General features: G+C 26.9%; 28 protein-coding genes. 6 read left to right on the top strand and 22 right to left on the bottom strand.

Features of this window, described 5'->3' with window-relative positions:
* Positions 1 to 7: 7 nt before the first annotated feature.
* A complete protein-coding gene (locus tag EXC46_RS01870; RefSeq protein ID WP_044888863.1) occupies positions 8 to 319 on the top strand; it encodes an ArsR/SmtB family transcription factor in 312 nt (103 codons plus the stop codon).
* 51 nt (positions 320 to 370) lie between these two features.
* On the opposite strand, the gene prmC is transcribed toward EXC46_RS01870, so the two are convergent.
* The 4 genes from prmC to EXC46_RS01850 form a co-directional block, all read right to left on the bottom strand.
* On the bottom strand, positions 371 to 1,090 hold the full coding sequence (gene prmC / locus EXC46_RS01865; RefSeq protein ID WP_027333512.1) for a peptide chain release factor N(5)-glutamine methyltransferase: 720 nt from the start codon (positions 1,088 to 1,090) through the stop codon (positions 371 to 373).
* Positions 1,090 to 2,169, bottom strand: a complete 1,080-nt coding sequence (prfA, locus tag EXC46_RS01860; protein WP_027333511.1) for a peptide chain release factor 1 — start codon at positions 2,167 to 2,169, stop codon at positions 1,090 to 1,092. The genes prmC and prfA overlap by 1 nt, the downstream gene beginning before the upstream one ends.
* A gap of 124 nt (positions 2,170 to 2,293) precedes the next feature.
* Positions 2,294 to 3,445: a tRNA uracil 4-sulfurtransferase ThiI gene (gene thiI / locus EXC46_RS01855; protein WP_044888862.1), complete on the bottom strand. Its 1,152-nt coding sequence runs from the start codon at positions 3,443 to 3,445 to the stop codon at positions 2,294 to 2,296.
* Positions 3,424 to 5,022, bottom strand: a complete 1,599-nt coding sequence (locus EXC46_RS01850; protein ID WP_027333509.1) for a hypothetical protein — start codon at positions 5,020 to 5,022, stop codon at positions 3,424 to 3,426. The genes thiI and EXC46_RS01850 overlap by 22 nt, the downstream gene beginning before the upstream one ends.
* Before the next feature lie 230 nt (positions 5,023 to 5,252).
* On the opposite strand from EXC46_RS01850, the gene EXC46_RS01845 reads away from it, so the two are divergent.
* Complete coding sequence (locus EXC46_RS01845) at positions 5,253 to 5,561, top strand: Rrf2 family transcriptional regulator (RefSeq protein WP_223211558.1); 309 nt, start codon at positions 5,253 to 5,255, stop codon at positions 5,559 to 5,561.
* 106 nt (positions 5,562 to 5,667) lie between these two features.
* On the opposite strand, the gene hpt is transcribed toward EXC46_RS01845, so the two are convergent.
* From hpt to EXC46_RS01825, 4 genes are read right to left on the bottom strand one after another with little or no spacing between them, the layout of a single operon-like run.
* Positions 5,668 to 6,219 carry a hypoxanthine phosphoribosyltransferase gene (hpt, locus tag EXC46_RS01840; protein ID WP_027333507.1) on the bottom strand — a complete coding sequence of 184 codons (552 nt, stop codon included), beginning with the start codon at positions 6,217 to 6,219 and terminating at the stop codon, positions 5,668 to 5,670.
* Between the two features lie 2 nt (positions 6,220 to 6,221).
* Entirely contained in the window at positions 6,222 to 6,878 is a 657-nt protein-coding gene (locus tag EXC46_RS01835; RefSeq protein WP_027333506.1) for a deoxynucleoside kinase, read from the bottom strand.
* A 38-nt stretch (positions 6,879 to 6,916) separates the two neighbouring features.
* The gene (locus EXC46_RS01830) at positions 6,917 to 7,597 is read right to left on the bottom strand and encodes a 16S rRNA (uracil(1498)-N(3))-methyltransferase (RefSeq protein WP_027333505.1); all 681 of its coding nucleotides are present in this window, start codon (positions 7,595 to 7,597) and stop codon (positions 6,917 to 6,919) included.
* A gap of 2 nt (positions 7,598 to 7,599) precedes the next feature.
* Positions 7,600 to 9,222, bottom strand: a complete 1,623-nt coding sequence (locus tag EXC46_RS01825; RefSeq protein ID WP_027333504.1) for an ABC-F family ATP-binding cassette domain-containing protein — start codon at positions 9,220 to 9,222, stop codon at positions 7,600 to 7,602.
* Positions 9,223 to 9,463: 241 nt separating this feature from the next.
* On the opposite strand from EXC46_RS01825, the gene EXC46_RS01820 reads away from it, so the two are divergent.
* From EXC46_RS01820 to EXC46_RS01810, 3 genes are all read left to right on the top strand, one after another.
* Positions 9,464 to 10,318, top strand: coding sequence for a DegV family protein (locus tag EXC46_RS01820; RefSeq protein ID WP_027333503.1), 855 nt, complete (start codon positions 9,464 to 9,466; stop codon positions 10,316 to 10,318).
* A 3-nt stretch (positions 10,319 to 10,321) separates the two neighbouring features.
* A complete protein-coding gene (locus tag EXC46_RS01815) occupies positions 10,322 to 10,570 on the top strand; it encodes a hypothetical protein (RefSeq protein WP_027333502.1) in 249 nt (82 codons plus the stop codon).
* Between the two features lie 441 nt (positions 10,571 to 11,011).
* Complete coding sequence (locus EXC46_RS01810) at positions 11,012 to 11,917, top strand: ATP-binding protein (RefSeq protein ID WP_084262940.1); 906 nt, start codon at positions 11,012 to 11,014, stop codon at positions 11,915 to 11,917.
* Between the two features lie 411 nt (positions 11,918 to 12,328).
* On the opposite strand, the gene EXC46_RS01805 is transcribed toward EXC46_RS01810, so the two are convergent.
* The 11 genes from EXC46_RS01805 to EXC46_RS01760 all read right to left on the bottom strand — a co-directional run bounded on the left by EXC46_RS01805 (position 12,329) and on the right by EXC46_RS01760 (position 21,296).
* Positions 12,329 to 13,561, bottom strand: a complete 1,233-nt coding sequence (locus EXC46_RS01805; protein ID WP_129622149.1) for an Mbov_0401 family ICE element transposase-like protein — start codon at positions 13,559 to 13,561, stop codon at positions 12,329 to 12,331.
* A 161-nt stretch (positions 13,562 to 13,722) separates the two neighbouring features.
* Positions 13,723 to 14,835 carry a hypothetical protein gene (locus EXC46_RS01800; protein WP_129622148.1) on the bottom strand — a complete coding sequence of 371 codons (1,113 nt, stop codon included), beginning with the start codon at positions 14,833 to 14,835 and terminating at the stop codon, positions 13,723 to 13,725.
* Between the two features lie 328 nt (positions 14,836 to 15,163).
* Positions 15,164 to 16,546, bottom strand: a complete 1,383-nt coding sequence (locus EXC46_RS03805; RefSeq protein ID WP_408634005.1) for an Mbov_0399 family ICE element protein — start codon at positions 16,544 to 16,546, stop codon at positions 15,164 to 15,166.
* Positions 16,547 to 16,566: 20 nt separating this feature from the next.
* Entirely contained in the window at positions 16,567 to 18,036 is a 1,470-nt protein-coding gene (locus tag EXC46_RS01790; protein WP_129622146.1) for an Mbov_0399 family ICE element protein, read from the bottom strand.
* Positions 18,018 to 18,431 (bottom strand): hypothetical protein, encoded by a 414-nt coding sequence (locus EXC46_RS01785; RefSeq protein ID WP_129622145.1) that lies wholly within the window; start codon positions 18,429 to 18,431, stop codon positions 18,018 to 18,020. Before EXC46_RS01785 ends, EXC46_RS01790 begins: the two co-directional genes overlap by 19 nt.
* Positions 18,432 to 18,435: 4 nt before the next feature.
* Entirely contained in the window at positions 18,436 to 18,999 is a 564-nt protein-coding gene (locus EXC46_RS01780) for an Mbov_0398 family ICE element protein (protein WP_129622144.1), read from the bottom strand.
* A gap of 1 nt (position 19,000) precedes the next feature.
* On the bottom strand, positions 19,001 to 19,411 hold the full coding sequence (locus EXC46_RS01775; RefSeq protein WP_129622143.1) for a TraM recognition domain-containing protein: 411 nt from the start codon (positions 19,409 to 19,411) through the stop codon (positions 19,001 to 19,003).
* Positions 19,412 to 19,961: 550 nt separating this feature from the next.
* Positions 19,962 to 20,468 carry a TraG/VirB4 family ATPase gene (locus EXC46_RS01770; protein WP_129622142.1) on the bottom strand — a complete coding sequence of 169 codons (507 nt, stop codon included), beginning with the start codon at positions 20,466 to 20,468 and terminating at the stop codon, positions 19,962 to 19,964.
* Positions 20,375 to 20,638 carry a hypothetical protein gene (locus EXC46_RS01765; RefSeq protein WP_129622141.1) on the bottom strand — a complete coding sequence of 88 codons (264 nt, stop codon included), beginning with the start codon at positions 20,636 to 20,638 and terminating at the stop codon, positions 20,375 to 20,377. The genes EXC46_RS01770 and EXC46_RS01765 overlap by 94 nt, the downstream gene beginning before the upstream one ends.
* Positions 20,639 to 20,721: 83 nt before the next feature.
* On the bottom strand, positions 20,722 to 20,877 hold the full coding sequence (locus tag EXC46_RS03735; RefSeq protein ID WP_165005591.1) for a hypothetical protein: 156 nt from the start codon (positions 20,875 to 20,877) through the stop codon (positions 20,722 to 20,724).
* Positions 20,878 to 21,008: 131 nt separating this feature from the next.
* Positions 21,009 to 21,296, bottom strand: a complete 288-nt coding sequence (locus tag EXC46_RS01760; protein ID WP_129622140.1) for a hypothetical protein — start codon at positions 21,294 to 21,296, stop codon at positions 21,009 to 21,011.
* Positions 21,297 to 21,751: 455 nt separating this feature from the next.
* Here EXC46_RS01760 and EXC46_RS01755 point away from each other — a divergent pair, with 455 nt between their 5' ends.
* The gene (locus EXC46_RS01755; RefSeq protein ID WP_129622139.1) at positions 21,752 to 21,961 is read left to right on the top strand and encodes a hypothetical protein; all 210 of its coding nucleotides are present in this window, start codon (positions 21,752 to 21,754) and stop codon (positions 21,959 to 21,961) included.
* On the opposite strand, the gene EXC46_RS03730 is transcribed toward EXC46_RS01755, so the two are convergent.
* Genes EXC46_RS03730 through EXC46_RS01745 form a run of 3 tightly spaced genes read right to left on the bottom strand, consistent with a single transcriptional unit; the run spans position 21,958 to position 23,617 of the window.
* Entirely contained in the window at positions 21,958 to 22,125 is a 168-nt protein-coding gene (locus EXC46_RS03730) for a hypothetical protein (RefSeq protein WP_165005588.1), read from the bottom strand. The genes EXC46_RS01755 and EXC46_RS03730 overlap by 4 nt on opposite strands.
* Positions 22,074 to 23,306: an Mbov_0396 family ICE element transmembrane protein gene (locus EXC46_RS01750; RefSeq protein WP_129622138.1), complete on the bottom strand. Its 1,233-nt coding sequence runs from the start codon at positions 23,304 to 23,306 to the stop codon at positions 22,074 to 22,076. The genes EXC46_RS03730 and EXC46_RS01750 overlap by 52 nt, the downstream gene beginning before the upstream one ends.
* An 8-nt stretch (positions 23,307 to 23,314) precedes the next feature.
* Positions 23,315 to 23,617, bottom strand: coding sequence for a hypothetical protein (locus tag EXC46_RS01745; protein ID WP_129622137.1), 303 nt, complete (start codon positions 23,615 to 23,617; stop codon positions 23,315 to 23,317).
* Between the last annotated feature and the right edge of the window lie 2 nt (positions 23,618 to 23,619).

The following is a 23,619-nucleotide window of genomic DNA, read 5'->3' as shown; positions in this document are numbered from 1 at the left end:
AGGTAATATGGAAACAACGAAAATACTAACAATTTTATCAAAGGAAGTTAAACTCAAACTTCTTATTCATTTATTTTCATGTGTTGACAATGAATGTGAAGTTAATACTTTCGTTGAAATATTTCAAGAAAAACAAGCTAATATTTCAAAACATCTAAATGATTTAAAGAAAGCTAATCTAGTAGGGAGCAGAAAAGTTAGTACTTCTGTTTATTACTACATGCTAGATGAAGCCAAACAAAAATATGGCAAACTTTTAGAAGAAATTATGAATTTAGAAGCTCTTGAGAAACTTACTTGTAAATGTAATTTAAAATAATAAAAAAGACTAGGTTGTAAGTTAGTTTGCTTACAGCCTAGTTTTTATATATTATTCAAAAGTGATTTTAGCCATTCTTAATCTATTATTAATATCTTTTCTTAATTCGATTTTAAGTTCTTTAGCTAATGAAATTCAAAATTCTTCATGCAAAGGATTGATTTCAAAATACAAAACACCTTTTTGATCCTTTAAATATTCTGGTGCATTCTTGATAATCTCTTTATAAAAGTAAAGTCCGTTGTCACGAGCAAATAAAGCTTCGTGTGGTTCATAATTTAACACACTTTTTGATAAAACTTCACTCTCTATTAAATAAGGAGGATTAGAAACTATTACATCATAGCTATTTTTTTGTAAATTTGAAAATAAGTCAGATTTAATAATTTCTACCTCTAAATTATTTAGATTAGCATTTTCACGAGCTTGCAAAATAGCTTGATCTGAAATATCAGAAAGTATCAAAAAATTATTAGGTAAAGTCTTTTTTAGTGCAAGTCCGATAAAACCGCTCCCTGTACATAAATCTAAAATTCTCAAATTAAAAGAAGATTTCAAATCTTCTTTAACTCATAAAATTAGCTCTTCTGTTTCATATCTTGGAATCAAAACATTGCGACTTACTTGAATTTTAACTTCCTGCATCTCAATATATCCAATAATTTTTTGAACCGGCATATCTTGAGCTAAAAGTTTAAGTTCCAGTTCAGAAACAACTTCAGGAAGTCCATACCTTCTTTTTTCTAAAAGTAAATCTGCTTTGGTTGGCATTAAATACCTGCTTCTTTGATTTTTTCGTTTTGTTCTTCTGCTAAAAGTGCATCAATAATAGGATTTAATTTCCCTTCCATGATTGGAGATAAGCTAGTTGAAAAACCTATTCTATGATCAGTTACACGATCTTGTGGATAGTTATAAGTTCTGATTTTTTCACTTCTTGCTCCACTACCTGCAAGTTTACGATAACCAGCTTCTTCTTGCTGTTTTTTTTGTATTTCAATATCATAAAGTTTAGATTTTAAAATTCTCATTGCTATTTCTTTGTTTTGAATTTGACTTTTTCCTTCTTGACAAGAAACTACAATTCCACTTGGAAAGTGTGTGATTCTAACGGCGGAATCAGTTGTATTAACTGATTGACCACCATTTCCACTTGAACGGAAAACATCAATTCTTAAATCTTCTGATTTGATTTCAATTTCAACATCATCATCTATTTCAGGCATGATAGTGACTGTTGCTGTTGAAGTGTGAACACGACCTTTAGTTTCTGTAACTGGTACACGTTGAACTCTATGAACACCGCTTTCAAATTTAAGTTTTGAATAAGGTTTATCACCCTTTACCGAAAAAGTCACTAATGAAAAACCTCCCCCTTCAGCAGCTGAAGATTCTAAAAGTGTTGTTTTCATGTCGTTTTGTGAACATCATTTTTGATACATTCTAAATAAATCACCAGCAAAAATATTAGCCTCATCTCCACCTGCAGCTCCACGAATTTCAACAATAACGTCTTTATTGTCGTTTTCATCTTTAGGTAAAATTAAAATTTTAAGTTCATCTGCTAGTTTAGACATTTTTGCTTCAGATTCTGAAATTTCACTTTTAGCAAGAAAAATAAGATCTTCATCTTTTTCTACAATTAAAATTTCTTTAGCATTTTTTAAATTTTCTTCAGCTTGCAAATATTGATCGAAAGCTTTGACAATATCTTTAATTGAGTTTATCTCTTTAGTAATTTTAGTGTAATTTTTAATGTCAGAAACAACATCAGGATTTAATAATTGTTTTTCTAATTCATCATGTTTTTGTTTAATTTGTAATAAAGAGTTATACATTGTATTTTCCATAGTGTTATTATTTTACCATTTAAATTAATCAAAAACTTAAAAACCCTTTTAAAAGCTAAATATTTTGGCTTAAAGTATAAAAAACATAAAAGGGGGTGAACCTTTTATGTCTCTTTGCGTTGTTTTAGATTAAATCTTTTTTATTAAATTTAACTAGCTCGATTTTACCTTCAAGAAGTTCTTTTTCAAGTGGTAAAATCATGTTTAGTTCACTTTCCAGTTCAAGAGCTACTTCTAAACTAGGTCTTGTAACTGGTTCTTTTGGAGCAAAAAGTTCACATGTTTCATTAGCTTGAATGATAGAAATATCATGTGTATCTATTTTTTTAGCAATATCAATGATTTCGTTTTTATCAAAAGTAAGTAATGGTCTTAAAATTTCCATTTGTGTAGCACTACCAATCACTGATAAAGATTCTAAAGTTTGAGAAGCAACTTGACCTAAATTATCACCATTACTGATTGCTAATTGACCGTATTTATGAGCAATTTGTTCAGCAATTCGATAGAAACTACGACGCATTAGAGTGATTTTATATGACTCTTTTGAAACCATAGCAATATAGTTCATTAAATGCGAATAATCAGCAATTAATAAATTTGAACTCACTTGATATCTATTAAGAGTTTTGACTAAATTTGAAATTTTATCAATTGTTCTTTGGTCAGTTTGAGGTGGTGTAATGAATGTTAAAAAATCTACCTTAAGTCCTCTTTTCATCATTTGAAATGCTGCCACAGGTGAATCGAACCCTCCTGAAATAAGATGTAAAACTTTCCCAGAAACTCCAACAGGTAGACCACCAAGGCCTTTTTGATAGTTTGAGAAAATATAAGTTTGATTATGTCTTACCTCAACGTAAAAAATTTGATCTGGACTGTGAACATCTACTTTTAAATCAGTATTTTTAAGAACATGTCCACCTAATAAATGATTAATTTGATCGCTTGTATATTCAAATTTTTTGAAATTTCTACGTGCTTGAATTTTGAACGTTTTTGTTGTTGGCAAAATCATTTCTAGAACTTTTTCTTTGAAAAGTTCTACATCATTTTGAACAACCACAACAGGTGAGTATGAACTAATTCCGAAAATATAATTTAGCTTTGAAAAATTTTCGTCTGTATAGTCAAGATACATACGGTCAAATTCAACTGTCGGTTGAGACCCAACAATATGTTTGATGTTATTTGTTAACTGATTGATGAATGCTTTCCGATTTTTCTTTTTTAAAACTAGTTCACCGTAGCGAATTAAAATTTTGTCGTATTTCATAATTCATTCCTTTTGTTTTTGCTTATATATTTTTTTAATGAAAAGTAAGCTTCTTTAAAGTTTTTTTGATTTAAAAATTCATAAGAACTAGTAAGTATCTCATGCACTTCTTTTGTTTTATTACGATATTTAGAATTTGAAACTAAATAACTTTCAAGTTTTTTAAACATTAATAAAAACATTTCATTTTGAGCAATGACCCCAAGTGAAGTGCTTAATAATTTAATTCAATCAAGTCAAATTTTTTCAATAACTTCTTTTTCAATTTTTTTAGAAAAATAACTATTATAAAAAGATTTTAAATGAGCTAATAACTCAGCTGAATCTTTGCTATTATCTCAATAGATACTAGTTGCAAGTTTATAATAAATGTTTAAACTATTAAAAATTTCTTTTGCCTCTTCTTTGATTGCAAAATCTTTTAAAGTATTCTTGTTTAAAACATAAAAGTATTCTTTCTCAATTCTTTTAGCATGAAAAATAAATTGCTCCACTTTTTGTTTATATGTTTCGGTGTTATCAAGAGTATCATCCTTAAATTGATTTTGAATAAGATTTAAAGAGTCAATCATTTTATCATTCGGTTCTTTTAACCTATTTAATTTGTCTTTGATGTCTAAAATAATTTTTTGAATTAATGCCTTATTGTTTCTTTGAAACTTTTGAATCAGTGCTCTTTTATTAATTTCGCTTTGTTTATCATATAAAACTTCATATGAACTCTTAATTTTTAAGATAGTTGAATTTATATCAAAATCCTGAATATTTTTATGACTATTTTTAATATCAGAAAGTAATAGACCATAATATTCTTTATCACTTTGAGATAAAATATTGTCTTGGACATATCTTTGCAATGTAGCTGGAAGTTTATAAAATCAAACATATTCAATTTTCTCGATTTTATTAATTTCAACCAATAATTTAGCAATTAATTCTTTTGCTTTCGCAATATCTTCGTGAGCTTTTTCGAAGTCTGCACTTAATTTAGATTTTTCGATTGCATTTAAACTTTCTCTAAATGACTGAATTTTTGTTTTTCAAAGCGGATGAAGGATTGTTAGGTTATATTTTTTATTTTCAAGTAAATTAAGAAGATTTTGCGAAATATCAAGCATGTTCGAAAAGTCATCATCAATAATTAACCAAGGGATATTGAAACTTTTTGATTTTTCGATTAATTTTTCCTCATACTTTGAAAATGCAGCTTCAACATTATTGATTTTGTCTTTTTCTTTGAAAAACTTACTTAATTTACGATTTTTAAGAAGGTCTAAAAGTTCTTCTTTATCTTCTTTAAATTTATAAGCAATTTGATTCATATTTTTTAATATTTTAGTAAGTTCTTCGTAAAGTGCGCCATACTCTATTTTTTTAGTTCTTTGTAATGATTCTGCTTTTTTAACAGTAGCTTCCGATGTGTTTAATGATCTTTGTATCTTTAAGAAAAGATTATTAATTTTATTTTTATTTTTCTTAATAATTAAATTTTGAACAAACTTAAAAATGAAGAAAAATAACAAAATAAACAATAAAATAACAATAAAAATAAGTAATGATAGAATGTATTTTGGCATTTGACCTCTGTTTTCCTTTTTTATTTAAAAGTAATATTTTAATTATAAATAAATTTAATTTATATCTTTCATTTTTTAACAAAACTTATTAAAAGAATCTAAATTTACTGAATTTTGTATTGGTGCTGATTTTGGATTTTGGAATATCAAAAAAAGAAAATAAACAATTTCTCTTTTTAGATGTATAACTGTATCTGTCATAAATACAATTTAACAAAGAAAGGTAGTTTATAAATAATGTTAAACTGTCTGTTGCTATTCACATTTTGATTATGCTTTCTAAACCCAAGGAAAAATTAACATCAGAACAAATAGCAAAAAGCATCAATACAAATGCAAGTTTTGTGCGAAAAGTAATAGGTATGCTTGTTAGTTCTAATCTTATTCAAAAAGAAAAAGGTTCATTCAACTTTAATATTCATAAACTTAAAATCAAACCTTCTGTGGATACTGTTTTTGATTTTATCAATATAAATAGTGCGCTAGATAAAGTTGCTAAAGGAAATTCAAAAGTAAAAACAATAATTAAGTTTTCATAATTAATTTGTAAATTACAATCACAAAACAATAAGAAAAAAAACACCTTTTAAGGTGTTTTTTTGCAAAAACTAGATTTTTAATATATCTGGTGTTTAAGTGTTGAATCTATTTTTTAATTAAATATTTTTCATCAAAAACACCAACAAAAGGTAAATTACGTAATTGTTCTTGATAGTCAAGTCCATAACCAACCAAAAATTCATCTGGTACTTGAAAACCATAAAAATCAGCATGTAGATCTACTTTACGATTATATGGTTTGTCCATTAAAGTAATTATTTTAAGAGACCTTGGGTGACGAGCAAGTAAGATTTCTTTAATTTTTGAAAGTGTAATTCCGCTATCAATAATATCTTCAACAACAAGAACATCCTTACCTGTAATATCTTGTGCTAGATCCATAATAATTTTAACATTACCTGTTGATGCGTGAGTTCCAGCGTAACTACTTGCTGTCATAAAATCAATTGCATGATCAATTTTGACATTTTTAATAAGTTGAGCTAAAAATGGTACAGAACCTTTTAATAAACCAACAAGAATTAAATTATCAGAATTAGCATAAGTTTGATTAATTCAATTTGAACAATCTAAAATTCTTTGTTCGATAAATTCTTGATCAAAAAGAATTTTTTTGATTTTTGGATGATTTTTCATAATTATTTTTCCTTTTTGTGCTTTTCAATTAATTCGACTGCTTTTTCAAAAACTTGTTGTTCTGTTAAATCATTTGTATCAATAATTTCGAATTTAATTTGATATCTATTAGCTACTTTTTCAAAAGTATCTTTGTAAATTCTTAAAAGATGGTCGAAATAATCTTTATTTTGGTCAAAACTATCAATTTCAACCTTTCTTCCTCTAGCAAAAAGCCTCTTTTTAAATTCAGTTGGAGAAACATCTAAAAAAATTGCAAATTCAGGAATATCTTCTTTAGTAACCATTTTCGCAAAAAGAGCTTCATAAGCGTCTTTAATTTTTTGACTTGAATGCGAAAGATTTACGGTTGCAAAAACATAGTGCTCTGCAATAAAACGATCTAAAAAGATAATGTCTTTTGCAGGATTCATTGCTTTATTTTTAAAATCATTTTTAATTTGTTCCACCATACCTAAATGGTGCTCGATTGCATAAGTTTGAAATGTTATATCAAAATTAGGTTTACGATCATAAAGTCATTTTAACATTGTGTTAAAAACTTCATCTTCTTCTTCGAATTCATTAAGTAAAAGTGCATTTTTCTTGTAATGTTTAATCAATTTTTCTGATAAAACACTTTTACCGCTACCTATCATTCCTGAAATTCCAATTAACATATTGTTTCTCCTTTTAAAATTTGTATTTAGTATTTAAATTAATAAATTTTTAATTGAGAGAGCAAAAAGAGACAAGCTGTTTCTGCTCTTAAAATTCGACTACCAAGAGAAACAGAGTTAACTCCATTTTCAATTGCTAATAAATTTTCTTTGTCGCTAAATCCACCTTCTGGTCCAACTAAAAAAAGTACATTACCATCAATATTGTTCTTGATTGGCATAGATAAATTATTTTTTTCATGAGCAAGAAATCTAAAATCAGCTTGAATTTTGATAACTTCCTCAAATTTCATCAACTTGGTTAAGTGAGGGATAATATTTCGAAAAGATTGTTCCGCTGCGTTTTTCAGAATTGTTTCAAAACGCTCTCTTTTCTTTTCGAATTTGTCATATTTTAAGAGTTCAAAATTAGTGTGTTCACTAATCATCGGGATAATTTTGGTAACTCCAAGTTCGGTTGCTTTTTGTAAAAGTCATTCGAATCTTTCAAATTTAATTACACTAATTGCTAAAATCACTTCAAAAGGATATTCGTGATTCTCGCTAATTTTTCGAATAATTTTAGCTTTTTCTATTTCTAAAACACATTCATAAAATTCATTTTGGTAAACGCAAATAAATGGTTTTTCACCAATTCGAATTACTTTAAGATGTTGCAAATTTTCTTTTGACAAAAGAAAACTTTCGCCTTGTTTTTCAGTAACGAAAAAACGATTCATTCTTAATTATCTTCTTCCATAATGGCTTCGTAATCTTCTAAACTTCCTCTAAATAAGAAGCTTTCTGTTGGTGATTTGAGTTCTAAAATAACATCTGCACATTGATTAACAAAAGCTCTATTATATGTTGTGAAAATTGCTCCACCTTTGTATGATTTAACACCTTCAATTACAGAATCGATGCTTTCTGCATCCAAATGGTCAAGTGGTTGATCTAAAATAATGAAATTACTTTCAAGTAACATCATTCTAGAAAACATTAATCTTGCTTTTTCTCCCCCGCTTGTAACATTAACTTTTTTAAATACTGAATCATTGCTAAAAAGCATTCTTCCTAAAAATCCACGCATTCTAGCATCATCGTTTTCACGATTTTCTTTTTCTTTATTTTCAAGTGGTCATTTTGAAATTCACTCTAAAATTGTTTCATCAGTATTGAAATACTTTGCATTATCATTTGGAAAATAACTAAAGGTAATAGTTTGTCCTCATTCAATGTTTCCAGCAAGTGGTTTTCTAATTCCGACAAGGCATTCCAATAATCTTGTTTTAGCGATATCGTCATCACCTACAATAACCATTTTTTCACCAGGTCTTAATGTAAAACTTACATTTTCAAAAAGAGTTTCTCCCTTTTCATTTTTATAAGTTAAATTTTCAACTGTTAAAATTTGTTTTCCGTGATCACGGTTCATATCTCATCTAACATAAGGATACTTACGATTTGATGGTTTAATTTCATCAAGTTGAATTTTAGCTAATGATTTTTTTCTCGAAGTTGCTTGTCTTGATTTAGATGCATTAGCACTAAAACGAGCAATGAAATCTTTTAATTTTTCAATTTGTGCTTCTTTTTTCAAGTTGCTTTGTTTCATCATTTCACGTGCTAATTCTGATGATTCTTTTCAAAATGTATAGTTACCTGTATAGATTTTAGCTTCATTATAATCAATATCGACAATATGAGTACAAATAGCGTCTAAAAAGTCGCTGTCGTGGCTAACTACAATAACAACATTTTCATAATCAATTAAAAAGTTTTCTAATCATCTAATGCTTCTTAAATCAAGGTGGTTTGTTGGCTCATCCATAATTAAAATGTCCGGGTTACCAAATAAAGCTTTAGCAAGAAGAACTTTAATTTTTTGATTAGCTGTCAGTTCAGACATTTTAGAATTTCATTTGTCTTTTGGAATGTGTAAATTACTTAATAATTCTTGAGCATCATTTTCAGCTGTTCAACCACCAAGTTCACCAAATTTATCCTCTAAATCTGCTGCTCTTTCATAATCTTCCATGGTTGCTTCTGGATTAGCGTAAATTGCATCTTTCTCTTCTTTAATTTTATATAAGTCAGTATTACCCATAATCACAACTTCTGTAACTTCATAATCATCATAAGCGTTATGATCTTGACTAAGTACAGAAATTCTTTTATTTTTTTCTCTTAAAATTTGTCCACTTGTTGCTTCGATATCCCCAGCTAGAATTTTTAAAAAAGTACTCTTTCCAGCCCCGTTTGCTCCAATTATTCCGTATGTATTACCTGCAGTAAATTTTAAATTAACATTTTCAAATAGCTTTTTATCTGTAAAAATTTTGCTTAAATTTTGAACTTCTAACATATTTCTCCTTAATTATTTTTAAAACTAGCTCTTCATAATTTGAAGATTAAAGTACTGATATTTATTAATTATTATAATTGAATTTTATTAAAACAATTTGACTTTTAAAACATATTAAAAAAACTGGTAAAAAACGAAGTTGCTTGTTAAAAACTTAATCAGAGTTTTCAAATTTTTGATAGCAGAATTAGCTTGCTCATCTTGTATTTTCATTTTTAAAAATATGTAATATAATCTAAATATGAAAAAATTAGGTATTATCATCGACTCTTTCTCAGGATTAACTGTAGAAGAAGCAAATCAATTAGGATTCTATTTTTTACCTTTACAAGTAGAAATAGATGGACAAAAATACCAAGATGGTAAAGATGATCATCTTAGTATTTTACTTAAGCTACAAAGCGCAAAAAGCTTCTTTAGTAGCCTTCCTGTTCTTGACACAATTGAAAAAACAGTTCAAGAAGCTTCAGAAAAGTATGATGATGTAATAGTTCTAACATTGCATGAAAATCTTTCTTCGACAAATAAGTATTTAAAAACCTTTGCTGCAGAAAAAGCGAATGTACATGTAATTGACAATCATTTTTCAGGGATTCAATTTGTCAATGTTGCTCTTTTTGCTCGTAAAAATTACGAAGAAAAGAACATGCCTATCGATAAGCTTATTAAAAGTATTGCAGAAATTAATCAAGACTCACTCACTTTACTTGTTCCTAAAAATTTAGATTACATGATTAAAGGCGGTAGACTAACTGGTGTTAAAAAACTTATTTTAAGCACAATTTCAATGGTTCCACTTCTTAATTATGATATCGAAGGTAAAGTAAGCGTGCTTGGTTTAAAACGTACTCTTAAAGGAGTAATCGGTAAATTATTTGATAAAACAAATGATTTTATTATTCAAAACAATTTAACCCAAGTTGAATTTAATTGAATGCATGGGATTGATGAAGAAGTTAATAATTTAGTCAAAAAAATAGCTAGCGAAAAAGCAATTGCATTCAAACACGAACAGTTAACTTCGTCTGTTGTTGCTGTTCATACTGGCCCAGAAGCATTCAGTGTAACTGTGATGCCAAAACTTGAAACTAATTAATTTATGAAAAGCACAAAAAAGAAAAGAAAAACAATTTTACCAATTAATCATAACTACAAAATTGACAAAAAACAGCAAAAACTAGTTGAACAAATTATTCAAGAAAACAATTTTGATTCTCTTGATCAAGAAAAATTAAATGAACTAAAAAGGTTCCGTCGAACTTATATTTGAGCAATAATAGTTGTTGTTTTAGTCTTCTTAACTTGTATACTTTGCGTTGGTTATTTCTTCTACCGTAGCTTCTTTTAATTAAACTCTGGTGCAAATATAAATAAGCACAAAACTTATAAAACTACCTGCTATATCCCAGGTGGTTTTTATTTTGCATTTTTAACAAAACATAGTTATAAAGTCTAAATTAATAAAGGTATTTACTGTTAAATAAGATAACTATACGCTATTTATGTGGTTTAGATACTAAATTCTATGTAGTAAAATTCAAAAAAAATCCAATTTTTTTCAAATTTAATGCATAAATGTAGTAAAAATAAAAAATTTTGCAATTTTTTTAAAATTTAGTACATTAATGTAGTAAAATTAAAAAAAAGAAGGTTTTTTTTAAAATTTAGTACATAAATGTAGTAAAAATGAAAAATTTAGCCATTTTTTTCAAATTTAGTACATGAATGTATTAAAATGTACATTTTACAAGAAGACAATGGACTTGTGGATATAAGAAAAGGAAAAAATATGAAAGATCATGTTTTTAAAAGAGAGAAATATATAAATCAATTAATTTCAAAAATAAACAATAATTTAATCAAAATAGTAACTGGTATTAGAAGATCCGGGAAATCATATCTTGTTTTTAAATTATTTAAAAATTATTTGCTATCAAATAATATTAAATCAGAACAAATAATTGAAATTAAATTAGATTTTTTTAGCAATTTAAAATATCAAGAACCAGAAGAATTTTTAAAATTTGTATATTCAAAAACCGAAAAAGAAGGTAACTATTTTATTCTTGTTGATGAAATTCAATTATTAAGTGATTTTCCCGCAGTTTTGAATGAGCTTTTAGGAAACGACAAATATGATATCTATGTGACCGGTAGCAACTCTAAATTTCTTTCAAAAGATATAGAAACAGCATTAAGAGGGAGAGGAGATGTTGTTCATTTATTTCCATTGTCTTTTAAAGAAGTTTGAGAAAACGAACAACACCATAATCAAATTGAAAAAGTTTGAGAAGAATACTTTTTATATGGAGGAATACCTCTTGTTAATAAAATGGAAGATGATTATGACAAGAGAGAGTATTTAAGAAGACTTTTTAACGAAACATACATAAAAGATATTCTGGAAAGAAATAAATTAGTCAATACATTAGAAATTAACCAACTAACCGATGTGCTTGCTTCTAATATTGGTTGTCTTACTAATTTACAAAAATTGAGTAATACCTTTAAAAGTGTGCATAAATCAGATATATCAGCACACACTTTAAATAAATATGTTGAATATTTAAAAGATTCTTTTTTAATTGATGAAATAATTAGATATGATATCAAAGGGAAAAAATATATTAGAAATGTGAGCGGACAATTTAGGCCAACTGGCGTCAAGTCCATTAAGGTATTAGCAAGAATTTAACTTGCCTTTCACTTAAATTCTAACACATCGCCAGACAAATTTTCAAAAATAAATCATTTTTTTCACGACAAAAATGACTTTACGAATTTCTCGCAAAATCTTTCCATTCCTAAAAAATTTTCTTTGAATTTGTGGAAACTGTGTTAAGCGCGCACGTGCTCACCCGCACATGCTTTTAAGCACAAGATAACATTTTGGAAAAAGCATCTAACGATACCCAAAATTAGCAATTTAGTATTTATGTAATAAATACTATTTTTTTATTTTTTGAAAAGCAGTTTTTCCAACGCTCTTTAAAAAGTGGTCATTTTTTCCAAAATTTTTCCAAAACTTGTTCAAAAATCAAAAATATATACTACGTATATAAGAAAAAGGTCAATTTTCCAAAAATCTTCCAACGACAATTTTGATTTAAAAAATTTGAAGCAGCCCATTTTCATAATTAAAGTTATTTTTTACAAGTTCAGTCATAGTCTCAAAACCATAAGAAGCGTTACGTTTATCAAGGTAAATTTTAAAGAAATTGCGAATGTAACTTTCTGTATGTGATGTTCTCTCTATACCGTCTAAAATTCCAAAAATTGCTCGTTTATTATTGTTCAAATAATTCAAAAATTTCTCAAATTGCTTCTTAAAATTTGTCTTAAATTCAAAATTATCAAATCATTTTTTGAGCTTTAAGTACAAATTATCTCAGTCATTTATGCTGTAATAATTAATCGCATTCTTTCAAAATGTTGGACTTTTGATTTGATAAAATTGAGCATTTAGCTCTTTTAAATCTTTGTTTTGAATGTATTTTTTGAGAGTAAATGTGTCTTTTACATATTTCAAAACGTGAAATTTATCAAGTATATAATAGTCAAAATTCTTTGCTAAATTCTTGATATTATATGCTCCATCTCCTTTCACACAAACTTTCATTTTGCTATCATAATATGTATTTTTGATGTAATTTGTAAGCTCGATAAGTTTGTTCTTTTCGTCATATTTGGTTAATCTTTTGTCTTGTTCAAAGTAAATTTGAACATTATTTAATGCTTCATATTTTCCTGTTTTGCTATTAAAAAGATTAAAGGTCATCATTCTACACATAAATTTTTTGTTCATTTTCTTGTATTGAATTCTCTTATATGTATCGTCAATTTCAACAAAAAGAATGTTATTATGTTCAGGTTTAATCTCAAATTTTTTCAATTTATTGAATGACGATTTTAAACTTTGTTTGATTTTCTCGTCTAAATCTGTTTTAAGTTCAATATTCTTTTTAGTCATTCAGCTTCAATATAAAAATGTTGATTTAGGCAAAAATTCAGGTCTTTTACCACCATTTTTCCTAATTTCATAAGCAATCTTTTTGATTTCAAGAGAGTATTTACTGCGTTTCATTTGAGCTAAATATTCATTATGATAGTAAGTAAATTCACGTCTCTTTTCCTTACCATTTTCGTCAAAATAACGCACATAATAAACTCCAAGGTTATATTGATATTCCTTACCGTCAATATCAATAATCTTTCTTGTTTTAACCTTTTTAAGACATCAATCAGGGTGTTCTAATTTCCTTTTTATGGTTCTAAATTTATATTCTTTTTCATTTCATTCTTGAATACACATTGCTAATAAGCTAATAGATTTGTCCATAATTTAACTCCATTTTATAATCAAAAAAGAATTTATCACTATACTTTTATATTAATATGATTTGCTGTTAAAAGCTCTAAAAATAAAAAAAATTATTAAAAATATTGTTCATTTTTTCAATAATTAATAGAAAAAAGCAACAGAATTTGTTGCTTCTTTTTCTATTTGAGTTTGTTTCTAAAACGTCTAATTCAAACTATAAACCCTGCCGAAATTAAACCAAGTAGTGCTGTTCCACCAGTTAAACCAAGTCAAATTTTCTTATTTCTTGCTGCTTTTTGCTTTTGAATTTTATTTTCTTCTTCAATAATATTGATAATATTATTATCGTTTTTTATTGAAATCGCATTATCATAAGAAGCATTTTCAGTGGTTGTATTTATGATTTCAAAAGGTATTACACCACTACTAAAACCATAAAGACCACGAATAATTAATTGTGTCTTGTTTTCTCTACTTGGAATAAGTAATTGCTTTAATGCTTGATTAAATTCATATTCATTAACTGTAAATTTAACAGTTAAATTTTGATTGATATGGTCTCAAATAGCATTTGCTAAATCAACAGAATTATCATAATATGTTCTTAATAAAGGGACTTTAAAATCATTAAGATTAATGATATTGTTATCTAAAATCTTCACTAAATCGTCATTTGAGATTAGATTTATTCCGTCTTTATCAACTTTATTTGCTATCTCTGTATTATTGTTTAAAACATCTGTAATGCTTGTTTCAGGGTTATAATCTGGTTCTTTTTTAGCTTCACCTATTACTTTGTTAGTGAATTCTTCAATGATTTTGTTTCATTTTTCTTGCTCTTTTTCGGTTAATAATTCTGTTAAAGTATTATTAACAATTAAGCTTGTTTCACCATTAGATTTCTTGTTTAATGACTTAATTTTGATATTAATTGTATTCTCTAAATCATTCACAAGACCTTTTAAAAAGAGCGGGTTATTAATATTTTCAATGTAATAATCATAGTTTCAAAACAAATTAAATGAAGCAAAGTAATTAGAAACATAAAGAATTATTTCGTTTTGAATGTCTTTAAATTCTCGTTTGTTATTCAAATTTAGAGCAGGAATTGATATTTTAGTTAAGTCAATTGCTGTTCTTTCATTTAATTTTGTTTCATTGATTTTTAAGTCAAATTTGTAATTATTTTGAATTTCCAGCTTAAAATTGTTAATTAGTTGATAGTGATTTGAACCAATTATTAAGCTTACTTTATTGTTTTTTGCGATTAAGTGTCTTAAAACATCTTCCAAGTTTATTAGTCTTAAATCGCTTATAGAGATGTTTCTTTGGTTGCTAATTTCTTGAACTTTATCTCAAATTGTCTTTGAAATTAGCTCCTTATCATTTGTATTAAGTAATAATAAATCTATTTTAATTTCACTTAAATCAAATTGCTTATTGTATTTATGAGCAACATAATTATAAATAGCTATTTTAAATACTTTGCTATCTATTTCCTTTTGATGTTTAAAACTTTGTAAAAGAGTGGAACATCACTTGCTAAATTAATGTTAGAAAGATAAGGTAAAATATCATTTAAATTTGTAAGCTCATAATCATAAATAGAAGCTAAATCACTTAAAGTTTCTTGGATTTCCTTTTTAATAAACTTTGTGATTTGGTCATTTTCGGTAAGGCCAGCAAGATTGATTTTGTGTTTTTTAAACGCATCTCTCATTGGTCTTCTTCAAGATTAATTGCTCTTTTTTCTAAATTTAAGTCAAACACTTTAATTTTAGGAACAATTTGGATTTCGCTTTCAAATTCACTTTTAGCAGCACCTAAAATCTTGATTTTAAAATCTTTGCTTCCAACTTTTTCTCATTCTAAAAATCAAGAAGCTTTTTGGTAATCTTCCAAACTAATATCTTTTAATCAGTCATAATTTACAATTAAACTGTTTCAATTTTCAGGGTTAGAATTTAATAAAATGTCTTCAATTTTGGATTGATTTAGCTCAAAGCTAACTTGTTTAGCAAAAATTTCAGGAACATCATTATCAATAAATGAAACAGGAATTGTAATTTCACTTTGTACAAGTTCATAACCAAAAATATTAGTATTCGGGTTGTACTTTAAGCTTACATTAATAATCAAATTTCTTCTGTCTTGTGAAATTCTCATATCGCTAATATTGATTAGCTCTTTATACTTAAAATCACCGCTATATTCATTAAAGAACTTATTAAAACCATTTTCAGCAAGAATATATTTATTCTTGAATGTTTCATAAGAATACACCCTTGGAACATTTTTGAAAAATGGTGAAATATATTTAACGTTCTTTTGTGTGTAGTATTGAATTTTGTAAATGTAGTTAGTAAATAAAACAAAATATTGTAAAACCATTTCATAGCTCATTTTTTTAGCTCTTTCGCTTCCTATATTATGTTTAAGCTCTAAATAATTTAAAAATTCATTACCAACAGGAGTTTCTCAAAAGCTTTGAACTCTTGTTAAACCATTAATAGTTTCAATAAATTTAGTTTTTTGAGCATTAAGATTTTTATCAATTAAAACTAATTTATAGTTATCAATACTTGAAGAAGCGTGTGCTGTAAAAAGGTAGAGACCACTATCACTAAAATAACTATTTTCGCTTGTATTTAATGGTAAATCTTTGTATTTTTGACCATTTTCAAAGCGTTCATATGAAATTTCGTCGTTATATGATAAGTTGTTTTGATTAAGTTTAAAAACACGATATTGACCATTTTTAGTCTCACCATTAAGAATTTGTAATGCTCCGCTTCCTAATACAGAAGCTTCCGCTAAAAATCCTTGAATGATTTGATTACCATTTTTTAGTAAAAGGGTTTTAGTTCCATAAGGTAAATGACTTTTTTGTGTATATTCGTCATTAGCTAAAAGCTCTGTATTTGAAGAAACATCAACTCATACAAGCTGCTTTTTAGTTCCAGTACTTTTATCAATTTCAGGATCATAAAATTCATTTTTGATTTTTCTACCTTGCTCGTCTTTTAGTAAATTACCATTAGCATCTTTTTATATTCTTCAATAAGTTTCTTTTGGTCAGGGTTTTCTTCCGGGTTTCAAGCATAAAATTTATAATCAATACTTAAAGCGTTTGAGTTGATTAAAAGGTCTATTTTATATTCGTATTCGAGCTTACTATCAACATTACCTGAATTCTTTTCGTATTTGAGAATTTTGATTTCATAGCTCTTGATTTTGTTTTCTTCTTCTTTGGAAGAATTATCAATAATCAAGCTTTCATTCGATAAAATTTCGCTAAAATGTCTATCAAGCACCTCAATTCTTTTGCCGTTAATTAAAAGAATTTCGCTTTCGTCAATTGTTGTAAAATCAACACTTGCTGGCGAGTGGTAAAGTCATTTACCACCATAAAAGCTTTTTTCACCTTTTTTAGCTTGTGGTTCTAAAAGCACAGGAACATCATCGACTAATTCAGTTGTATTTGTTTTAAAATCAACTCATTTATTAGCTTTGATAATTAGTCTATTTTTGATTTCCTTATCAATTGCTCTTACACTTGGTGAAATTTTCACAGGGTAATTAGAAGCAATTTTATAAGACTTATTAATTAAAGAATTGGTTTTATTAGAAAGATAAAGGTCAATTTTATCTTCGTCAATCACTTTATATTCAATGAAAAAATTGTATTCCATTAGCTTCTTATTAATCTCATTGATTTTTTGATTAAGTAAGCTTTGGTTTTCTAATGAATATAAAGTTCTATCACCAATTCTTTCACTTACAATGTTTAATGTTTGTGTGTTTTTCAGTTCATTTTGTGCTTTTAAGAAAGCTTTCTCATAGTTAGAAACAATTTGAGAAATTTTAGCATTATCATTATTGATAACAACGTAATTTGTTTGTGGAGCATAAATTTCAACATTCAATTTTAAGTTGTCTTCTCATAAGATAAAATTATCTCTTAATTGTCTGTTATTATTAATTATCATATTAGGAGCATATGGTAATCAATCTCTTTGGTTTTTGTTTTCATTATCACTTAAAATGAAAGCTTTTACGACTACTTGATAATCTTTTTCTATTTTGGTTTCATTTATCAAAATATCTTCATTATCAGCAATTTTAGACTTTGCTTTTTCTAATAAAATGTTTTGAATTCCACTGCTATTCAACGAACTTTTACTATATTTTCTATTTTCAAAATGAAGTGGAATAACACTATCATACAGTCCTAAATGGTTAATATGTTTTGCTACTCCATTTTCTCAACCATAATAGCTATCGTGATTAATTTTCGGCGAAATGATTGCTTCACTTGATAATAACGCTTCTGCTTGTTTTTCATTTATTTTAACATTCTCAAAAGCAAGTTGTCTCACTATATATTTATAGTCTTGAAGCACCGTATTCATATACTTTTCAGCATTAGTTTTTTTCTCAATTAAAGCATATGAAAAGGCAGTTCTTTTAATGTCTAATTTCTTATAGAACATATTCGGTTTTTAATTTTATTAGCTTCTTCGCTATTAAAATCTATATTTTCGTCATATGTAATTTCAATTCTACGACCGTCTCTATCAGCAATATTATCTAAAAACCTTACAGTGTTTTCGAAACCAGCATCATAGTAAATACTAATGCTTTTTGTATCAAGTGGAATAGCTTTGGTTTCGTATTTAGCTAAAAGCAATTCGTCTCTATCAAGCGCAATATTTCGCTTGATTTGAGTGTTTTTAATTAAATCATAAAATTCATTTGGTAAGTTATGAAAGGTCAAAATGCGAGTGTTTGTTTCATTTGAATTATTGATAGCAGAAGATATTGCTACGCTAGTTGGTATTGTTATTAATGGAGCAAGAGAAATAAAAATGGTATCTTTAAGTTTCATTTAATTATTTCTCCTTTGCTTTTTTAATACGTTCTGCTATATCTTTGTCTGTATCAAATGCGACTTTTTGAAAGTTTTCAAACGTTTTTAATACTTGCTTATTACTATCGTCTTCTTCTTGTTTATCAGTCATAAGCTTTGTTATTTTCTCATTTCTTAATCGAATGAAATAATCAAGCTCTCTGGTGTATTCTTCTTTTGGACTATTTAAGTTTAAATTACCACTTAAAGCAAGTAAATTGAGTATAATATCAAGCTTCTTATTGATAGCTTCAAGTTCAATGTTTTGAAGATTTATTCAATACTTTATATTTGAATGATAAGGACTTAAACTTGCGAAAATGCTCTTTCTAAAAGCATAGAAAATACTTGTTTGAAACTCTTTAAAAAGTTCTTGTGAATTGTTCTCGGTTAAATATTGAAATAAAATCTTCTGTAATTCACCATTCACGCTCTTTTTTTGAGCTTTTAAATTTTCAATTCACTTTGTTAATAAAACTTGTTCTGTTTCAGTTAAGTTCGATAACTTAACCGAAAGACTTTTAATACTTTCGTCTTTTTTGCTCATATTAAATATAATCTCCTTTACTTTTGAATAATAATTCTTGTTCATAGTCATTGTAATGAAGCTTTACAATATATCTTAAATTAGCTCCAATATTTAAAATACCTTGACCAACACTTGCTCTTTCTAAAAAGTCTTGTTCTGTTTGAGTTAAAACTTTATTTGTGCTAAATAGCTTTTCGTTAATATCTTCAATCTCACTACTTTTTTGTCTTAAAAAGAGCGAGTAATCACAGTTAGAAAGTAAAGCATTCGCATTGTCTTTCTCACGGTAAAAATCACTTAAATTTTGTGTGTCCATTACAACAGAAAGTCCATACTTTCTTGCTGTCTTAATTGTGAAGAATAAGAAATCAAAAAGAATTTGATTTTTGCTTTTTACGAAAAAGTGTGCTTCACCAATAAATAAGCTCATTTGCTTTTTGTTTTCTCTGTTTTTAGCAATTTTGTCTTGTAAAAAGTTAAGTAAAACAAAAAGAATAATTTGGTCGTTATAACTTTCACCACTTTCGCTTGTGTTGATTATGTTGTGTAAGTCAAAGATTGTATATTGACTATTAATATCAAAGTTTGTGTGGTTATTAAATAATGTTGATAATACATTTTGAGTTTCAAAATAAAGTTTTAATTGATGTGAGAGTAATTTGATTTGTTCTTCAAAATTTGCTTTTTCTCACTTTGTCTCAAAAGTATAATTTTCAAGTTTCTTAATTAAATCACTAATTGTTATTCATTTATCGTTAGGAATTTTGCTTAAATCAACATTATCGTCAAAATAACCATTTTCTTTATATAACTGACCAAGTGCTTTTTTAAGGTAGCTTATTAAACTTTGAGAAATCTCTTCTTTAAAAACTAAACGGAAAAATTTCTCTAAATAGTCAATATGTCGATTAATCTTTGTAAGATTATTTGAATAGTTGTGTGATTTTTCAGCTTCAAAAACATCTCTTACTTGTAAAACGTTAATTGAAAGTGGGTTGTTTTTTGCTTGTAAAATCTAAAATTGTTGCTCCAAGCATTAGTCCATTTTGCTTATACTCTTGTTGTAAATCTAATACAATTACATCTCTATTATTAGCGATATCATTTAATATCATTTTTTCAGCAAAAGTACTTTTACCCGCTCCACTTGTTCCAGTGATAAACATATTAGCATTTGTTCTGTCTTGTGTTTTCTTAAATCTATCAAAGAAAATATATTCACCATTAATACCTTTACCCACAAATAAATTGTTGTAATCATTAAATGAGTTTTGTAAAAATGCTCACCCTTGAATGATATTTTCAACAAAAACAGTTTTATTGTTGTCTTTGAAAAAGTTTTTACATAATTTGTTTGATAAAAATGCTTCGTTGATGTTAAAGGTAGGAACATCTAATTTGATTTTGTTGTTGCGAGCAAAACTTTGATTTCTCTTACTTTGCTTTTTAGCTCTTGTAAGCTTTTTGCTTTGATTTCAACATAACAATTGAATGTATATAAGTTTTTACCTTTTTCAACAACATTATCTAAAATTTCTTGGAGTGTATTAACGTATGTATCATTCATACGATTAATGGTTGCTTTTTTATTAATTTCAATTTCCATTGTCTTTTTGAGAGCATAATTAATTACATCGTCAGTCTTTTTATCATTCATTTTTTCGAATTTAAAAAAGGTGTTTCCGTAATTTGTTAGAAAAGCATTTAAATACCCATAATTCAAATTAAATGGTAAGCTTTTTAAAGATAAGAATGTTTGATAATCACCGTCTTTATATTTGATATATTTTTTTTGATTTCAAACTCTTCTTGATAATAAATTTCATTAAGTGTAATTACCTTTTTAGTTTCTTTTGTTTGTGATAAAGCTTTGTTTTTTGCTGCTTTTCTTATCACATCAATTTCAATTTGTAATTCTTTTAGTTTTGTTTTATTAAATTTGTTTTTAAGAATTTTTCAAAATGAAAGCTTAATGTTAGCTTCTTGGTATAAGATTAAATCTTCGTATTTTGTTATTGCGTTTAAGTTTAAAGCTTTAAGTCTTTTTCTTTGGAAAGATTAATTCAAAGACACTTAATGCTTTCTCAAAAGGTAAATTGTGTTTGTGTTTTTTGTTTAACCTTTTGGTTAATAGCAAGGTTTTCACTTTCTTGTTTAAGAAATTTTTCTAAAATCTCAAAGTTGATTTCATAGTTATTTAAAACGCCAAGCAAATCAATAATTTCTAACTTATTTAGAACATTATTATTGATACCGATGTTATATAAGTTTCTGGTAAGGTTTGTTGTTTCAGTTTCTAAATTTTGTAAGTCCATTGCTTTTAAAACAACATAGTAATTTTCTTTTTGAATATTTTCGTTTTCATAATTAATATCTTTTACTAAATTTTCAAAATAATCAATTTGTGTTTTGTTTCAATCATTTTTTGCGTCAATTGTTTCTTCTAAATGTTGTAAGTTAATACTTAAATCGTTTTTCTCATTTGTTTTAATGATTTCAAAATCAGTATTGATATTCTCGAAAGCAAATTAAGTTCTTCAAGCTTTTTGGTAATATCAATTTCATTTTGTGTTCAAATATCAAAACCTTGAAACTTAACAATCTTTATATATTTATTAAGATTGCTTTCGTATAAATTAAAACATTATCATTAATGATATTCTTGTAGGGAATTAATTGATTAAGCTCTTGCTTTTTGTATTTTCTTTTCGAAAAGAGAAAGACAAGCGCTTTATACAATCATTTATAGCTTCTTATACCATTAAATGGTATGAAAAAGAAAGTTGAAATAATTATTGAACCAAAAATGAAAGCAAACTTAATTTTAGGTGAAAAACTTTTTAAGGTTAAGCTTCAAAAAAAGAAAATAAAGCAACTAACTAATAGAAAACAGAAAAATTCTTTAAATGATAAACCGAACTTAACTTCGGTAGATATCTTTGTTAAATCTTTATTTGTATGTTTCATTTATGCTCCTTAATTTTTTAAGTTGTCTTTCATTTGGTTAAGTTTGTCGAGTAGTTTGCTTGATGTTTCTTGTCTTTTTGCGAATTTTTGGTTAGCGTCTTTAAATGGAGTTGAGAAAGTTTGTTTTAAATCTTTAAATAATCTTCTTCCACTTTCTTTATGTAATCTTGCGGCCATTCCATATTTTTATTCATATCTAATGATTGAATATTTTTACTTGCTTCACTAAATTTACTAAATGCTCCTTTAACTCCTTGCGAGACAGAACCAAAGTTTCGCACTAAATTTGCTCCACCACGCGCGGCCATTCCAACTCCGCTTTTAGCTTTCAATACACCAACACCAGTTTTTTTAGCTATTCCGTAAGCAAGAGCTCCAGCTCCCATTGTTGCTGCTCCTAATTGTCTAATTTGAGAAATTTGTTGAATTCCTTCGCGTGCTGAAAGATTATCACCAAAGAAAGCAGTTGTTATAATTCCAGCACCATTGATTGATAAAGTAGCAGCAATTAAAATTATGATTTTCATAAATGTATGTGAAATTGTTCCGCCGTCATTTGTATCTCAATAAGACAAAGTCCTATTAATGAAAAAGACATAAATTTGTATTACAACAGGGTATAAGATAATGGTCATAAATTTCGAGAAGAACATTGCTCACCATTTTTTCATTACTTTACCATTATCAATAATAGAATAAGCGTGAATTCAAGGACTTAATATGAACATATAAAGAATTTCAAAACATTTTATGATAACTGAAAGCAAAGTAAAAGCAAAAAGAATAGTTGGAACAATAACACCAATATAAGAAACGAGAATAAGTGATGTTCCGCTTTTAATTAATGTATATGTATCAAAATCGATCGAGTAACCATTTTCAATTACATTTTCTCAGTAGCTATCGTCTATTTCTTCTGGTTTGATTGCTTTAAATATCTCTTGGTCAATTGCGAGCGTATCACCGTCATACATTACTAAAATAAGTCATTTTAGACCAAACATAAATAATGCTAATATTCAAATAAAGAAAAGAAAGAATAAGTAATGTTTGAAAGCATTCTTTCACATATTAACAAAAGGTTCAGGGTTTTCTTTTTTATAACCCTTAATTGCTTGAAATATTAAAAAGATAAAAAGCAAGATAAAGCTTGTGAAGATAAAGCGAAGAAAAAGCGGTGGAACAGAAACTCCACCACTTAATAAATTTTCGCTTTTAACACCAAATAATACATAAAAAGGTAGTTCATTAGAAACACCAATAAATATTTCTTGTATTCAATGGAAAAACAAAAGACATAAGCGAACCGGAGTTCAAAATGCTTGAAAAATAAAATAGAATATACCGTCAAAAATCATTTTGTCCCTTATGCTAAATTAAATATTATTTGTAATAGTGAAACCCAACAAATTGCTAAAAATAAACATAATAAACCATTTTTTAAGTTCTTTTTCGCTGCTTCAACTTTGTGTTGGTCGGCATTATCGCCTTTTAAACCTACTTGCTTTACAAAATACATAATGATAAAGAATATACCAAGTCCAACAAGCACAATTAAACCAACAGATGTAAATAAGATATTAAGCGCACCTTTAAGGTCGCTGCTTTGACCACTTATTATTTCCGCTGCTTTTGTTAGTGTGTTGCTCCCTGCGGCTGAATTATTCATTT

It is taken from the genome of Mycoplasmopsis glycophila, from assembly GCF_900660605.1.
GTDB lineage: Bacteria > Bacillota_I > Bacilli_A > Mycoplasmatales > Metamycoplasmataceae > Mycoplasmopsis > Mycoplasmopsis glycophila.
Note: the sequence above shows the minus strand (reverse complement) of the source record. Positions and strands in the feature narration are given on the sequence as shown.